This window comes from Pseudomonas fluorescens (genome assembly GCF_902497855.1).
Classification (GTDB): Bacteria; Pseudomonadota; Gammaproteobacteria; order Pseudomonadales; family Pseudomonadaceae; genus Aquipseudomonas; species Aquipseudomonas fluorescens_BI.
Genome location: NZ_CABVHU010000006.1, coordinates 298,241 through 313,824, shown reverse-complemented (window position 1 = coordinate 313,824; position 15,584 = coordinate 298,241). Strand labels below are relative to the sequence as shown.

The window sequence follows — 15,584 nt, the reverse complement described above, 5'->3', positions numbered from 1 at the left end:
TTTTACACACCCTGAACCCAAAGCACCTTACTTCCCGAAAGTCTCGAGGACTACGGCCGTGGTTCTTCAAACCCGAATAACACTTGAGGCGAGTCCACTAGCAGCGCACGCATAAGCTCCGTCGAGCATTCCAGTGCTTCCAGTTGATCGATCACCGTACCGAAACCGACGTTTTCTTCATGTTGCGTATGCGGCCAGTCGCTGCCCCACACCAAACGGCGAATGCCGAAGCTCTGCTCCAGCAGTGGCAATGCCATCCGAGCGAATTCCAGGTTCTGTTGCGGCGTACCTGCCAGACGATAGATACCGGAAACCTTCATCCAGATCTGCCCGGTTAGTCCCAGTTCCAGCATCTCGGGAAAGCCTGGTTGATCCAGGCTCAAACGCGCATCCGGACGACCGAAGTGATCGATGACGAGCTTGATGTCGAACGGGATCAGTTGACGAATCAGCGCCGGCAAATCCTCGACGTGACGATGCAGCTCGACATGCCAGTCCAGTTCAGCGATGTGGCAGAAGAAGTCTTTCCAGGCAGCGTCGCGAAAGTCAGGCAAGGCTTTGCCCATCAGGTTCAAGCGAACGCCGACCACACCCAGTCGAGCCATGTCGTTCAACATGACGCGGCTGACGTCTCGCTCCAGCACCACGACCCCTCGCAACTGCTCCGGCGCCTGCCGCAGTGCCGCCAACAGGTAGCTATTGTCGGTGCCGAGAAAGCTCGGCTGCACCAACACGCCATGACTCAGGCCGTGGGTTTGCAGGTGCTTGAGGTAATGCTCAAGCGTGGCGTCGTAGCCAGGAGTATAGCGCCGAGCAGCGGCCAGGTTCAGCCCGCTGCTGAACACATGAGCATGGGAGTCGATGCCGGTGATCGGCACAAAACAGGTATCAGACATGAATTTCATCTATCTAAGGTAATGATCATCAGGCCCGGGCGCTCTCGTTGCCGTTGAGAGTGGCTTGCACCGATGCATTCGAGGCTTCGAGGCTACGTCCACGGGTTTCCGGCAGGCAAAGTGCCGCGATCACCGCCACGCCATAGGCAATCCCGGCGTCGATACCAATCGCCGAACCCAAGGACATGGAGTCGCTCATGTGGCCCACCAGGAACGGGAACACAGCAGAGAGCACCCGGCCAAAGTTGTAGCAGAATCCGACACCGGCGCCGCGCACGTCCGCCGGGTACAGTTCGTTGAACAGCGCCCCGAGGCTCGCCGGAATGCCGGCCGCGAAGAAGCCGAGCGGGAACCCCAGGAACAGCATCTGGGTATTGGTCAGCGGCAGGAACACATAGCACTGCACGGTGACGACACAGCACAGCGCAAAGAGCACGATGTTTTTGCGACGGCCAATACGATCGATCAGAAAACCGCTGACCACGCAGCCGCACCAGAAGGCAAAGATGATGACCGCCAGGTATCCGCCAGAGTTCAGCACGGACAGGTTGCGCTCAGTCTTGAGGAATGTCGGCAGCCAGGTCATCACCGCGTGGTATCCACCGTGCGCACCCAGACCCAACAGACCGCCGAACAGCGTCACGCGGATCAGCTCGGGACGGAAGATACCAGACAAGGATTTGAAGAAACTTTGCGGGATGGCTTTTTCTTTTTGCAACCGCTGGAAGCTGTCGGGTTCTTCAACATTGCGACGCACCCAGATGATCAGGAACGATGGCAGTAATCCGACCAGGAACATCACGCGCCAGGCCATGTCCTGCGGCACAAAGGAATAAATCAGCGTAAACACCCCTACGGCCAGCCCCCAACCCACGGCCCAGGCGCTTTGCACGGTGCCCATCACCTTGCCGCGATATTTAGGATTGATGGTTTCGGCCATCAGTACCGCACCGGCAGCCCACTCGCCCCCGATGCCGAAACCCTGGAGCGCCTTCACGATCAAGAGCTGGTTGAAGCCCGCCACAAACGCTGAAAGAAAGGTGAAGACGGAGAACCACAAAATCATCCACTGAAGCGTGCGCACCCGACCGTACCGGTCGGACAACGTCCCCCCTACCCAGCCGCCAATGGCCGAAGTGACCAGGGTGACACCGCTGATCAGCCCCGCATCACCCTTGGTCAAGGCGAAAGCGGCGATCAACGCCGGAATCGCCAGTCCGAACATTTGCACTTCCAGTGCATCGAGCGACCATCCGCCGAAGCAGGCCCAAAACGTTTTGCGCTCCCGAGGAGTGACTTGGCGATACCAGCTGAACATGATTCTTATCCTTATAAGTGGAACATGAGGCAGCCGAGAGCGAACCGCGCCGCTACCAGGCCAGCCAGTCATAGCAATCAAAACAACGAAACCAGCGGCGACAGAGTCGTCGCTGAGTGATCCGCTACCCAGGCATGGAGTTAGCGAATATCCACGCTGTAGCGGAAGTGCTCGGCATGTCCGCGAGAGCGACGCCACTCCAGCGGCGTTCCGGCGTAATCGCGCGCCAGACGCTCTATCACCACCACCGGGCTGTTGGTCGGGACTTGCAGCAAGCGTGCATGCACGTCACTCACCGATTCGGCGGTGAGCGTTTCTTCGGCAGAGGCGACGACCTGACCGCAGACTTCTTCATAGATTGGATAAAGCAGCGGCCCTTTCCGACTCAGGTCGATCTCCAGCAGCCGCTGAAATCGGCTGCGCGGCAGCCAGATTTCTTCGGCGAGCACCGGCTGAACATCAAGCAGACGTACTCGGACAATGCGAATAACCGGCGCGTCGACAGGCAGTCCTAAAACCTGGGCCACCGCCGACGGCGCGGCCACTGGCTCGATCGACAATATGCGACTTTCCGGTACCTGGCGTTCGCCGGCAGCGGTTTGAAAACGGAAGAAACGGAACAGCGAAGATTGAAACTGAGGCCGGCGAATGAAAGTGCCTCGACCTTGCTGACGCTCCAGAATGCCCTCACTGACCAACGCGTCGACCGCTTTGCGCACAGTGCCGGTGGACAGTTGGTATTCCGCTGAAAGCGCGGCTTCGGTGGGAATGGCCTCCCCCGGGCGCCAGCGATTGTTGGCGATCTGTTCAGCCAAGTGGTCACGCAGGCGCTGGTAAAGTGGCAGGCGAACATCACTGGAGAGAGAATTCATTGACTTTATTCACCTTGTTATCTAGTCATCTATATGAATATTGAGGCGAGTATTTCCCCAGGCAGCTTGGCTGTCAAGAAGGGGCAAGGCATCTTGCTGACGAATGGTGGGACGACGCCGGGGTCAAACCTGCGTCAGGTCGACTCTGCAACTCTCATGGCCGTATCCCCTACCACCTCCCGAATCTTGTCCATCAACGCCTGCGCGGCTGGTGATTGAAGCGCCCCCGCTCTGGAGATCAGGCCAATCGGCCGCGTGGTGTGGCGAAGGGAAAGCGGCAGTCGCACCAGATCACCGCTGGCCATTTCGTGTTCCAGCTGATGTGCCGAAACGGCGGCAAGCATGTCTGAGCGCAGCAACACACCGCGCAAAATCGCCAGGTCGCCCGTTTCAATCACAGAGCTGGGTGCGGCGATGCCGATGTGGGCGAAAAACGCGTCCAGCAGTTGTCGCGCCGGGGAACCGGCGCGGGGCAGGATCCAGCGGGCGGCACTCAAGTCTTCATAGACTGGCGTCCGCTTCAGCCAAGGGTGGTCGCGGCGTACCAGGATCACCATTTCTTCCTGCAGCAACGCCTCGCTATGCAGGTCGCTGGCGTAGGCCGACGGGCGTAGAGCGCCGAGGATAAAATCCACATCGCCAGCGCGCAGTTCACTGGCCAACAAGTCAAACGGGCTTTCATTGGTGACGATCTGTAGGTGGGGGTGTTCCTGGGTCAGGCGCACGATGGCCTCGGGCAATATTCCCGTGCGCCCTAAAGGCAAGGCCCCCACGTGCACGGTACCTTGAAGAGAGCCACCTAATGCAGCGATGTCTGCGTCGATGTGGCGAAGCTCATTCAGCGCTCGGCGCACCCGCAGCAATATCGCCAAGCACGAGCGGGTCGGCAGTAAGCCGTGGGGCGTGCGTTCAAACAAGCAGCAACCGCTACTCTGCTCAAGCACTTTGATCGCGGCACTGATCGCCGGCTGGGACACCCCAAGGGCACTCGCCGCGGTTTGCATATGATGGGTTTCACAGAGTTTCGCGAACACCTCCAGGCGCCGGGTCTGGAGAAGGTAAAGCGGCTCGGCGGCATCACGCGGCACCTGACCAAGTAGGGACGGTACGGCCAGCAATTCCTCCAGGGCACGACGAGCCCTGGGAACCACACCAGCACCGTAATCGGTCAGACGCATACCATTGACGTTGCGCTCAAACAGCGAGACCCCAAGGCGTTTTTCTAAGGCAAGGATGGCGCGCGTCACGGCGGGCTGAGCACGGAAAAGCACGGCGGATGCCTTGGATACACTGCCGTATTCGACGACACGAAGGAACGCCCGAATCTGCATGAGATTGGGCAGTTTAAGACTGTGCATGTGCACCTACCGAGTTATCGAGGAAGCGGCCGTACAGCATGCAGAACTCATAACGATAAGTAAAACGCATACCTCTTGCAGCCGAACGCATTATTCGCCACAGGACCTAAGTGCGAAGGTGGGCTCCATCAAACAGCCGCAAAAAAAGAGCCTTCCAATGATCAATACAAAAAAAACCGCACTGGTCGTCAGCGCCCACTCTGCCGATTTCGTCTGGCGCGCAGGTGGCGCCATCGCCCTGCATGCCCAACAAGGTCACGCCGTTCACATCGTATGCCTTTCCTATGGAGAAAGAGGTGAGTCGGCCAAGCTCTGGCGCAAAGGCGAGATGTCTGAAGACAAGGTCAAAACCGCACGCCGCAGCGAGGCCGAAGCCGCAGCGGAGATCCTTGGCGCGAGCGTGGAATTCTTCGACATCGGCGACTACCCGATGCGCGCCGACAAAGAAACGCTGTTTCGTTTGGCCGATGTGTTTCGTCGCGTGCAACCGGAGTTCGTCCTCAGTCACTCGATGAAAGACCCATACAACTACGACCATCCGCTAGCGATGAACCTGGCTCAAGAAGCGCGCATCATCGCCCAGGCAGAAGGTTACAAGCCTGGCGAAAAAATTGTTGGTGCCCCGCCGGTGTACTGCTTCGAACCCCATCAGCCTGAGCAGTGTGAGTGGCGCCCGGATGTCCTGCTGGATATCACCGACGTCTGGGACAAGAAATATGCCTCCATCCAGTGCATGGCAGGCCAGGAGCATCTCTGGGAATACTACACACGCGTCGCCCTGCAACGCGGCGTGCAGGCTAAGCGCAATGTGGGTATCGCCTCCACCCGCAACATTGTTTACGCCGAGGGCTACCAGAGCATCTTCCCACGGGTGACGGAGAACCTGGCATGAGCACACTGATCGGAAAAACCGGCATTGTCGTGCGCAACATTCCCCGAGCCGATACGGCGCTGATCGACGAACTGGATCGCTTCGGTGTCGCGACCGTGCATGAAGCCCAGGGCCGCAAAGGTCTGTTGGACTCTGCCATTCGCCCGATCCAGCAGAACCAGAGCATCAGCGGAACGGCAGTGACCGTGTTGGTCGCGCCGGGCGACAACTGGATGTTCCACGTAGCCGTCGAACAATGCCAACCCGACGACATTCTAGTGGTCGCGACATCTTCGCCCTGCACTGATGGCTACTTCGGCGACTTGCTCGCCACCTCGTTGATGGCCCGAGGGGTACGCGCCCTGATCATCGATGCAGGTGTGCGTGATACTCGAACGCTGCGGGACATGGGCTTCAAGGTATGGTCACGGGCGGTTCATGCCCAAGGCACGGTCAAGGAAACCCTGGGTTCGGTCAACGTACCGATCATCTGCGCCGGCCAATGGGTCGAGCCCGGTGACGTGGTAGTGGCTGACGATGACGGCGTGGTGATTGTCCGCTGCGAAGAGTTGCCCGACGTATTTGAAGCCAGCCGCCAACGCGCTCGACTCGAAGAGCAGAAACGTGTGCGCCTGGCAGCCGGCGAATTGGGTCTGGATATCTATGAGATGCGTCAGAAACTCGCCGACCGGGGCCTGACCTATTACGACAGCCTCAGCGACCTGCAAGGATGACCCCATGAGCCAGACTCGTATTCCGTGCCTGATGATGCGCGGTGGCACCTCCAAAGGCGCGTACTTTCTTGCGCCAGACCTGCCCGTCGAAGGGGCGTTGCGTGACCGGGTATTGTTGGCCGTCATGGGATCGCCCGATGCTCGACAGATCGATGGTATCGGCGGTGCGAACTCGCTGACCAGCAAGGTCGCGATCATCCGCCGCTCGGAGCGGCCGGACGCCGATGTCGATTACCTGTTCGCGCAGGTTCTGGTCGAGCAGGCCCAAGTCGATTATGGCCAGAACTGCGGGAACATCCTGGCGGGTGTGGGGCCGTTCGCCATCGAACGCGGACTGGTAACCGTCCAGGAAACGCTCACTTCAGTGCGGATTTTCATGGAGAACACCGGTCAGATTGCCATTGCCCATGTCCCCACCCCTGACGGTACGGTCAGTTACGCGGGTGAAGCCAACATCGATGGCGTTCCCGGCAGCGGCGCCCCCCTGATTATCGAGTTTGAAGACATTGCCGGATCCAGCTGCGGCGCATTGTTGCCAACTGGCAACCCCACAGACCGTTTCGACGGCATTGACGTGACTTGCATTGATAACGGCATGCCGGTGATTTTGATTCGAGCCACCGATGTCGGCCGCAGCGGCTACGAAAGTGCCGAACAACTCGACGCCGACAGCGAACTCAAAGCCGTACTCGAATCCATCCGCTTAGAGGCGGGGCCATTGATGAATCTGGGGGATGTCAGCCAGCGCAGCGTACCGAAAGTGTCCTTGATTGCAGCTCCCCGTGAGGGGGGCGCGATTTGCAGTCGTACCTTCATCCCCCATCGCTGCCACACGTCAATCGGGGTATTTGGTGCCGTGAGTGTAGCGTCCGCCTGCCAGGTTCCGGGCTCTGTCACCGATGGACTGACCCAAGTGCAGCCAAGTGCACGAGTACAGCTCTCGGTAGAACATCCGACGGGCGAGTTTACCGTCGAACTGCACATGCAAAACGGTGAGTTAGCCGGTTGCGGTCTGCTGCGCACGGCCCGGCTGCTGTTCGACGGTAACGTGTGTATACCCCAGAGTGTCTGGCAGAACGAGGTGACTCAATGAGCATGAAAACCTTAGCGTTGATCGGCTTCGGCGAGGCTGGAGCCATTTTCGGCGAGGATCTTGCAGCCTCGGGTGTGACCGTTTACGCCTATGATCGACTGCAAGAAAACCCCGGCACTCGCGCGGCTCTCTACGACAAGGCCGATCAATGCGGCGTGCAGCTATGCGACAGTTTCGCCCAAGCCATTGCGCTCGCAGGCTGGGTCATTTCAGCTGTGACCGCCGATGAGGCATTGGCTGTGGCTCAGGCCGCGGCAGTGCTGATGAGACCCGAGCAACTGTTCATCGATATCAATTCGGTCGCCCCGTCCACCAAGCGGGCAGCGTTCGCCGCCATGCAGAGCCATGGCATCGGCTATATCGATGCTGCCGTAATGGCCCCGGTGCCGCCCCAACGCTTGAAAACACCCATTTTGCTCGGCGGAGCAGCTGCCAGGCTGGTGGCTGAACAGCTCGGTGAACTGGGCATGAACGTACGCCGGGTGGCCGATGAGGTCGGCGTCGCTTCGGCGATCAAGATGTGTCGCAGCATCATGATCAAGGGCCTTGAAGCGCTGACAACTGAGTGCCTGAGCACCGCACGACAGTACCAGGCAGAACGCGAGGTGCTCGCGTCGTTGCACCAAAGTTTCCCGCAAATGGGCTGGGACGACGCATTCCCGCACTACTTGATCAGCCGCGTGGCTGAACATGGTCGCCGCCGCTCCGAAGAAATGAAAGAAGTGGCGAAAACCTCGAACGACGTCGGCGTGGCACCAACGATGAGCCGAGCGATTGTCACCGTCCAACGGGGTCTGGTGGATGCCATGGTTGATGCCGATCTTGACTACCCCAGCATCGAGCCTTTCGACTGGTTGCACCTGGTTGATACGCTTTATGGCAGCCCAGTCACCCGGGAAAGCCTGTCGGAGGAAAAGCGTTAACATGACCTTTTCCCCCGAGAACGGCTCATGGACTTAAAACAACTCGAATGTTTCGTACGGGTCGCCGAATTCGGAAGCTTTACCAAAGCGGCCGCGGTATTGAATATCTCCCAGTCGGTGGTCAGCCGCCAGGTTCGACAACTGGAAGTTGAATTACAGGAGCATCTGCTGCTGCGCCATGGCCGTGGCGTGTTGCTGACGGCTTCCGGCCAGCGGCTGTTCGATCACGGAAAAGGTATCTTGCGGCAGGTGCAAGTGGCTCGCGAAGAGTTGCGCGAGCAACGCGATACTTTGTCCGGCAAAGTGGTGATCGGGCTTCCACCGAGCATTTCCCGACGCCACACCGTGGCCCTGGTGTCCGCCTTTCGCGAGCGATTCCCCGGTTGTTCCTTGGGTATCAAGGAGGGTTTGAGTCATTCCATGCGAGAGTGGCTGTTGCTGGGCCGTCTGGATTTCGCCCTCCTGTTCAACCCCGCCCACAGTGCGCAGTTGCACTACGAACACATCCACTCTGAGCCATTGATGTTGATCGGCGCCTCCAACTCGGACCTGCCTGACACGGTCGCGATGCAAGACCTTGGGCGCTATCCACTGATCATTCCCAGCGAACCTCATTCGCTGCGTCGACTGGTCGAAACCCAGGCCTCACGCCACGACATCAAACTGGATGTGTGCCTGGAAATCGACAGCATTCCCTCGCTCCTGGAGCTGATCAATCTGGGCATGGGTTACGGCGTGTTGTTCCGATCTGCCCTCGCCGCCCGCAACAGCCTGCCCGACGGATTGAAAGCGGCGCAGATTGTCGAACCGTCCATCCCTACCCATTTGTTTATCGCGACATCCGAGCAGCGACCGCTGACGCGTCTGGCTGAGAAGACGTTGGCGATGGTCCGTGAGATATGCATACCTTGATGTCACGCATGCAAAAACAGCATAGCTGCTAGTACTTGGGCTTTGTTGTTCGAGACGCTTGCAAAGCCGAACATCAGATATCGCTTTCAAACGCAGATCAATAAAGGACACCTGATGAAAAGTTGCCTGGCTCCGGATTCCAATCCCACCCAACCTGCGCATGCCCTGCCAGCGGGTGCCTGGGACGCACACTGCCACGTGTTCGGCCCTGCCGCTCAATTCCCTTACGCCGCCGACCGCAGCTACACCCCGCCCGACGCTCCTTTTGAAACCTTGCGAGCGTTGCACGATCACCTGGGGTTCAGCCGTGGCGTTATCGTCCAGGCCAGCTGCCACGGCACTGATAACCGCGCCATGCTCGATGCCATTGCCCGTAGCGACGGACGTTATCGCGGCGTGGCAATCGTCGACGGCAGCGAAACCGACGCCCAACTCGCCGAGATGGATGCCGGCGGTGTGCGCGGGGTTCGTTTCAATTTTGTCGCGCATCTGGGCGGCGCACCCGATCTGGAGGTTTTTGATCGCACCGTCGATCGGCTCGCGCCGTTGGGCTGGCATGTGGTGCTGCATCTCGACGCTCAGGACATCCTGACCTATGTCGATCGCCTGGCCCGGATCCCCGTGCCATTCATCATCGATCACATGGGTCGGGTCAAGGCTGAAGAAGGCGTTGAACAATCGTCCTTCCTGGCGCTGCTCGATCTGATGGAAAATCCCCTGGCCTGGGTCAAGGTGTGTGGCGCCGAGCGAGTGTCCAGCGGTCGTCGACCGTTCGATGATGCTATCCCCTTCGCCGAACGACTGATCCAGGTAGCACCGGATCGCGTGCTGTGGGGCACCGATTGGCCACATCCCAATATCAGCAAAGACATGCCCAACGATGGCGGTCTGGTGGATCTGATGTTCCGCTTCTGCACCGCTCCGTCATTGCGCCAGAAACTATTGATCGATAACCCGCTGAAACTGTACGGACGCTGACAGCAGGACCTTTTGCCACACCTCCAACAATAAGATGGCAGTGAGTAAACCTTATGAATCCTATCCCTGTGCCCGCTCAGGTCGAGACACCGACCAGCGCTAACGTAAAGACCAAGCAACCGTTTTACCGTGCGATGTATTTCCAGGTCCTGCTGGGGATCGTCGTTGGTGTGCTTGTCGGTCACTTCTGGCCTGACTTCGCTGCTGACCTCAAACCGTTGGGCGATGCGTTCATCAAACTGATCAAGATGATCATCGGCCCCGTCGTTTTCTGTACGGTGGTCACCGGCATCGCCGGCATGCGGGATTTGAAAAAGGTCGGCCGTGTCGGCGGCAAGGCGCTGCTGTACTTCGAAATCATTTCGACGGTCTCGCTACTGATCGGGTTGATCGGCGGCCACTTGTTCAACCCCGGTGGCGGCTTCAACGTTGACGTCAATACGCTCGACGCCTCAGCCGTCACCGGGTTCGCGGAAAAAGCCCAGCACCTGCACATGGTCGACTTCCTGATGGGCATCATCCCCAGTACGTTCACCCAGGCATTCTCTGAGGGCAACGTGCTGTGCATCTTGCTGGTCTCGGTGCTGTTCGGGTGTGCGCTGTCGGCTATGGGAGAGAAAGGCAAGCCGGTGTACGACATCATCGAAGGCTTGTCAGGAGTGTTTTTCCGCATCGTTCACATCATCGCCAAACTGTCTGCGATTGGTGCTTTCGGTGCCATCGCGTTTACCGTCGGCACTTACGGCGTCGAATCGCTACTGCCGCTACTGAAATTGATTGGCAGTTTCTACTTACTCTGCATATTTTTCGTGGTCGTTGTACTCGGTGGCGTTGCACGGCTTTGCGGCTTCAGCATTCTGCGTTTCCTCGCCTACATCAAAGAGGAATTGCTGGTGGTGCTGGGCACCAGTTCCTCAGAAGTGGTTCTGCCGCAGATCATGGACAAAATGGAACGCCTCGGTTGCTCCAAACCCGTCGTGGGCCTGGTGATTCCGACCGGTTATTCGTTCAACCTCGATGGCACGAACATCTACCTGACGATGGCAGTGCTGTTCATTTCCCAAGCGCTGAACATCGACTTGACCCTGTCTCAGCAACTGACTCTGGTGATCGTGGCGATGCTGACCTCCAAAGGGGCCAGCGGGGTGTCCGGTGCAGCCTTCGTGATGTTGACCAGCACCTTGATGGTCGTACCAATCGTTCCCGTGGCCGGCATGGTGTTGATCCTCGGCATCCACCGATTCATGGGCACAGGGCTGGCCATGACCAACCTGGTAGGCAACGGCGTGGCAACGCTGGTGGTCTCCGCTTGGGAAAAAGAGCTGGACCGCAAAAAACTGGCTCAAGAGCTGGGCTGCAAGGCTTAACACCCTCCCCCTAACAACTTCCAATCGAGTGCCTGTTCGGTCCAGTACCGAACAGCGGCTCGTCGTGTCAGGAAAATAATAAAAATGAACCGTACCCTGTCTATCGCAATGTTTGTACCGGGTGTCTGCTGGAGCATTTCCTCGATGGCCGCAGGCTTTATCGAAGACAGCAAGGCGAGCGTCGAAGCACGTAATTTCTACTATAACGGCGACTTTCGAGATGGCGTTGGTGTATCCAAGAGAGATGAATGGGCCCAGGGCTTTTTGCTCAACTATGAGTCCGGGTTTACCCAGGGAACGATTGGGTTGGGCGTCGATGCGCTGGGATACGCCGGCTACCAATTGGACTCCAGCCCCGACCGCTCTGGCAGCGGATTATTGCCCCGGCGCGCGTCCGGTGAGGCCGCTGATGAATACTCCAAAGGCGGACTCGCAGCCAAGGCTAGGTTTTCCAAAACCACCCTGACTTACGGCATCGCACTGCCTAGGGTGCCCGTCCTGCAATTCAATGGTAGTCGGCTGTTTCCCCAGACTTTCCAGGGCACGCAGGTCAGCTCCAGCGAAATCGAACATTTGACGGTGAACGTCGCTCAGTTTGATAAAACCGTCACCCCAGACTCTACCGATCAACGGGACATCGGCATCGCGGCCAAGGACGGACGTTATCGGGCCACCGGCGTCGGTGACCACTTCCGTTATGGTGGCGGCAGCTATCAAATCACTCCGACACTGACCGGTAGCTATTACTACGGCGCACTGGATGATGTGTATCGCCAGCAATTCCTCGGTCTGATTCACACCACACGCCTCGGAAAAGGCAAAGTGACCACCGATTTACGCGCCTTCTCCAGTCGCGATATCGGAGCCGCAAAAGGTGGCGAGGTCGATAACCGGGCCTATTCCGCGGCTGTGGGCTACAACTTCGATAGCGGCCACAGCGTAATGGCCACTTATCAAGTCATGAAGGGTGCAACCGGCTTCCCCTACATCAACAACCCCTACCTGCCCAACTACGTGCAATACCATGACTTCGGTAGCGCTGGCGAACGCAGCTGGCAATTGCGCTACGGTTACAACTTCGCGCCTATGGGCATTCCTGGCCTGACATTTTTCACTGCCTACATCCGCGGGACGGACCTGGACAAACCGGGCGCCGAAAAGGAATGGGAACGTGACATCGACGTGACCTACGCTTTTCAAGACTTCCTGAAGGGCGTCTCTGTTCGCTGGCGCAATGCGACCTACCGCAGCGACGACGGCCGCGACATCGATGAAAACCGGTTGATCGCCAGTTACTCGTTTTCGTTGTTTTGAGCGATTTCTCCACTGGAGATTGGAGTGGCCATTACAACGTAGAAATACAAGCGCGACTCAAATGAGTGGCGCTTTTTATCTGGTGCGGAAAACCAGACACGTATCGAGTGCAAATCGAATGACTCCAGGCCCCACTAACGAGTTACCTGCTGCTGGAAAATTTACCCCTTGCAGCAGTTCGCTGTCGCAGATGCCACCATGACTCCAGCTGAGCGACGATGTCCCGCAGTGGCAGCGTTGCGTCGATAGAAATAACGTGTCTCCCAGCTTGCGGCGGTTCCAGATCAGCATATTGACTCGTCACGAGGGATGCCGGCATGTAGTGATCGGCCCGTGATAAAACACGGGTTTCGGCCACTGATTGAGGTAGTTGAAGAAACACCGTCGCAAGCGAGGAAAGACCGTTTCCCAGGGCATCACGATAGCGCTGTTTCAAGGCAGAACAAGCCAGTATCGGCAATCGTCCCGCGGCAACTGCACGGCGCAACGCTTCGTTGAGTGACGCGAGCCATGCAACCCGATCAGCATCGGTCAAAGAGATACCGTCTCGCATCTTCTGGATGTTTTCTTCTGGGTGAAATCTATCCCCCTCGATCAAGATGCCGCCCAACCTGTTGGCGATTGCGCTGGCGACACTCGACTTTCCACATCCGGCAACGCCCATGACCACAACGGCTACTGACAAGTTGCCGGACTCGATAACATCTGTATCGTCAATCTCGTGATTCATCGCCGTACCTTCACCCAAGCCATGAGCAGCGCCGAAGAAAGTACACCTACCGTCATGAAAATATAGGCCGCTCCGGGGTTGCCGGTGAGGCCGATCAAATAGCCAACGATCCACGAGCCGATAAAGGCACCTAATGCCCCGCAAGCGTTGATCAAGCCAATCGCACCACCGAATACATTGGACGGAAGAATTTCCGGAATAAGCGCAAAAAACGGTCCGTAGGGCGCGTACAAAGCAGCCCCAGCGATGGTCAGCAAAGCAAACGACAGCCAGAAATGGCTCGAGCCGAGCAAGTACGAGCAGAAGAACGCCAGCGCACCCAGCGCCAGAAGCGGCCAGACAAAATGTTTACGTTGCTGGGATTTATCTGACGCCCAGGACACCGCGAGCATGGCGACGACGGCAGCGACATAAGGAACAGCACTCAACCAGCCGACCGTGACAATATCTGCAGCCGCTGCCTGTTTGATGATGGTCGGTAGCCACATAATGAATCCATAGACGCCTATGCTCCACAGCGCGTGTACGCAGCAAAGCTGTATCACTACCGGGCTGGTGAATGCCTGGCGATAATTGCGAACCACCTTCATGCCTTTCTGTTCGTCCGCCAGTGTCGCGGCCAACTGGGTTTTTTCCTGCTGAGTCAGCCAGTCGACCTGCTCGGGCTTGTCCCGCGCCAGACGCCACCAGACAAACGCCCACAGAACCGCTGGCGCGCCTTCGATCACAAACATCTCGCGCCAGCCCCAGGCGTGAATCAAATACCCCGAGACCACAGACATCCAGAGCACGGTGACCGGATTGCCGAGTACCAGGAACGTATTGGCGCGCGAGCGCTCTTTACGGGTGAACCAGTTACTGATGAAGATCAACATCGCAGGCATCACCGCTGCCTCGACTATCCCCAGCGACACCCTGATCACCATCAACATCGGAATATTGGTCACCAGTCCCGTGGCCATTGCGCAAAAGCCCCACAAGATCAGGCTCCAGAACACCAATTTGCGAACGCTGTATTTCTGCGCGTAGATAGCGCCCGGGACCTGGAAGAAAAAGTAACCCAGAAAGAACAATGCCCCGACCAGCGAGGACATGCTCTTGGTGATGCCCAGGTCCTGCTCGATCCCGGCGGCACTGGCGAAGCCATAGTTGGCACGGTCCAGATAAGCGAGGCTGTAGGTAATGAAAATCAGCGGAATGAGATACAACCAGCGCTTGGGTGCAAAGCCTTCGGCCTTCGATCGTTGACGGGTGTCGTTGGTACCCTGCCCGTCAATGTCGACCAGCGGCAGTAGCTGCTCTTTGAGATTGCTCATGGGTGTCCCCTGTTGTTGTTTTTTTAGGTGCAGGTGCTGAATTCAAACGACGCTGGTCAATCCTCCGTCTACAAAAATCGTTTGGCCGTTGATGAAGTCGGAGGCGGCGGATGCCAGAAATACTGCGGCACCACACAACTCCTCGACGCGCCCCCAACGACCCGCCGGCGTGCGTTTGCACAGCCATTGGGAAAACTCCTGATTATCCACCAGCGCCCGATTCATCTCCGTCGCAAAGTAGCCAGGGGCCAGGCCATTGGCCTGAATACCGTGGCATGCCCATTCGGCGCACATGCCCTTGGTGAGCATTTTCACCGCGCCTTTGGACGCGGCGTAGGGAGCGATCGTCGGGCGGGCCAGTTCGCTCTGCACTGAACAAATGTTGATGATCTTGCCGCGACGACGAGTGATCATGTGCCGGGCGACTGCCTGGGACACATGGAACACACCGTCCAGATTGACCCGCATCAGATCGTGCCAATCGTTAGCGTCATAGTCTTCCAGCGGTGCACGCCGCTGAATGCCGGCATTGTTAACCAGGATATCGATGGCCCCGGTATGCGCCTCAAAGCTGTTTATCGCTTCGAATAGCTGGGCGCGATCCGCGACGTCGAACACCGCGATCTCTGCGCTGACACCCTCGTCTCGCAACTGACTCGCAATGAGTCGGGCTTTGTCCCTATTGCGATCATTGATCACCACGGTGGCGCCGGCGGCTCCCAAACCCCGGGCCAATTCAAGTCCGATGCCCTTGCCCGAACCGGTGATCAGGGCTCTGCGCCCGTTCAACTGGAAGCTACTGGTATTGAATGACATGCTGTTCTCCACAAAACGGCCGTTTATTTTTTTACGGGCCTTGCTGCCACTTCACCCTAGCCCTTCAACGCCGTCCAATCGTCATT

General features: G+C 58.0%; 15 protein-coding genes. 8 read left to right on the top strand and 7 right to left on the bottom strand.

What is annotated here, in order from left to right; all coding sequences use genetic code 11:
* Positions 1 to 50: 50 nt before the first annotated feature.
* The 4 genes from F8N96_RS15080 to F8N96_RS15065 form a co-directional block, all read right to left on the bottom strand.
* Entirely contained in the window at positions 51 to 896 is an 846-nt protein-coding gene (locus tag F8N96_RS15080) for an amidohydrolase family protein (protein WP_150798461.1), read from the bottom strand.
* Positions 897 to 924: 28 nt separating this feature from the next.
* Positions 925 to 2,214, bottom strand: a complete 1,290-nt coding sequence (locus tag F8N96_RS15075) for an MFS transporter (protein ID WP_150798460.1) — start codon at positions 2,212 to 2,214, stop codon at positions 925 to 927.
* Between the two features lie 140 nt (positions 2,215 to 2,354).
* Positions 2,355 to 3,086 (bottom strand): GntR family transcriptional regulator, encoded by a 732-nt coding sequence (locus tag F8N96_RS15070; protein ID WP_150798459.1) that lies wholly within the window; start codon positions 3,084 to 3,086, stop codon positions 2,355 to 2,357.
* Between the two features lie 134 nt (positions 3,087 to 3,220).
* Positions 3,221 to 4,444, bottom strand: coding sequence for a LysR family transcriptional regulator (locus F8N96_RS15065; RefSeq protein ID WP_150798458.1), 1,224 nt, complete (start codon positions 4,442 to 4,444; stop codon positions 3,221 to 3,223).
* Between the two features lie 157 nt (positions 4,445 to 4,601).
* Between F8N96_RS15065 and galB the strand changes: the two genes are divergently transcribed.
* The 8 genes from galB to F8N96_RS15025 all read left to right on the top strand — a co-directional run bounded on the left by galB (position 4,602) and on the right by F8N96_RS15025 (position 12,636).
* A complete protein-coding gene (gene galB, locus F8N96_RS15060) occupies positions 4,602 to 5,336 on the top strand; it encodes a 4-oxalmesaconate hydratase (protein WP_150798494.1) in 735 nt (244 codons plus the stop codon).
* Complete coding sequence (locus tag F8N96_RS15055; RefSeq protein ID WP_150798457.1) at positions 5,333 to 6,049, top strand: 4-carboxy-4-hydroxy-2-oxoadipate aldolase/oxaloacetate decarboxylase; 717 nt, start codon at positions 5,333 to 5,335, stop codon at positions 6,047 to 6,049. The genes galB and F8N96_RS15055 overlap by 4 nt, the downstream gene beginning before the upstream one ends.
* Before the next feature lie 4 nt (positions 6,050 to 6,053).
* Positions 6,054 to 7,142, top strand: a complete 1,089-nt coding sequence (locus F8N96_RS15050; protein ID WP_150798456.1) for a 4-oxalomesaconate tautomerase — start codon at positions 6,054 to 6,056, stop codon at positions 7,140 to 7,142.
* Positions 7,139 to 8,065: an NAD(P)-dependent oxidoreductase gene (locus tag F8N96_RS15045; protein WP_150798455.1), complete on the top strand. Its 927-nt coding sequence runs from the start codon at positions 7,139 to 7,141 to the stop codon at positions 8,063 to 8,065. The genes F8N96_RS15050 and F8N96_RS15045 overlap by 4 nt, the downstream gene beginning before the upstream one ends.
* A gap of 27 nt (positions 8,066 to 8,092) precedes the next feature.
* Complete coding sequence (locus F8N96_RS15040) at positions 8,093 to 8,977, top strand: LysR substrate-binding domain-containing protein (protein WP_150798454.1); 885 nt, start codon at positions 8,093 to 8,095, stop codon at positions 8,975 to 8,977.
* Between the two features lie 114 nt (positions 8,978 to 9,091).
* Positions 9,092 to 9,955, top strand: a complete 864-nt coding sequence (locus tag F8N96_RS15035; RefSeq protein WP_150798453.1) for an amidohydrolase family protein — start codon at positions 9,092 to 9,094, stop codon at positions 9,953 to 9,955.
* Positions 9,956 to 10,008: 53 nt separating this feature from the next.
* A complete protein-coding gene (locus F8N96_RS15030) occupies positions 10,009 to 11,322 on the top strand; it encodes a dicarboxylate/amino acid:cation symporter (RefSeq protein ID WP_150798452.1) in 1,314 nt (437 codons plus the stop codon).
* Between the two features lie 84 nt (positions 11,323 to 11,406).
* A complete protein-coding gene (locus tag F8N96_RS15025) occupies positions 11,407 to 12,636 on the top strand; it encodes an OprD family porin (protein ID WP_150798451.1) in 1,230 nt (409 codons plus the stop codon).
* Positions 12,637 to 12,778: 142 nt separating this feature from the next.
* On the opposite strand, the gene F8N96_RS15020 is transcribed toward F8N96_RS15025, so the two are convergent.
* The 3 genes from F8N96_RS15020 to F8N96_RS15010 are packed head-to-tail and all read right to left on the bottom strand — an operon-like array spanning position 12,779 to position 15,498.
* Positions 12,779 to 13,366 (bottom strand): gluconokinase, encoded by a 588-nt coding sequence (locus F8N96_RS15020; protein ID WP_224794098.1) that lies wholly within the window; start codon positions 13,364 to 13,366, stop codon positions 12,779 to 12,781.
* Positions 13,363 to 14,682: an MFS transporter gene (locus F8N96_RS15015; protein ID WP_150798450.1), complete on the bottom strand. Its 1,320-nt coding sequence runs from the start codon at positions 14,680 to 14,682 to the stop codon at positions 13,363 to 13,365. Before F8N96_RS15015 ends, F8N96_RS15020 begins: the two co-directional genes overlap by 4 nt.
* A 42-nt stretch (positions 14,683 to 14,724) precedes the next feature.
* Positions 14,725 to 15,498, bottom strand: a complete 774-nt coding sequence (locus F8N96_RS15010; RefSeq protein WP_150798449.1) for an SDR family NAD(P)-dependent oxidoreductase — start codon at positions 15,496 to 15,498, stop codon at positions 14,725 to 14,727.
* Between the last annotated feature and the right edge of the window lie 86 nt (positions 15,499 to 15,584).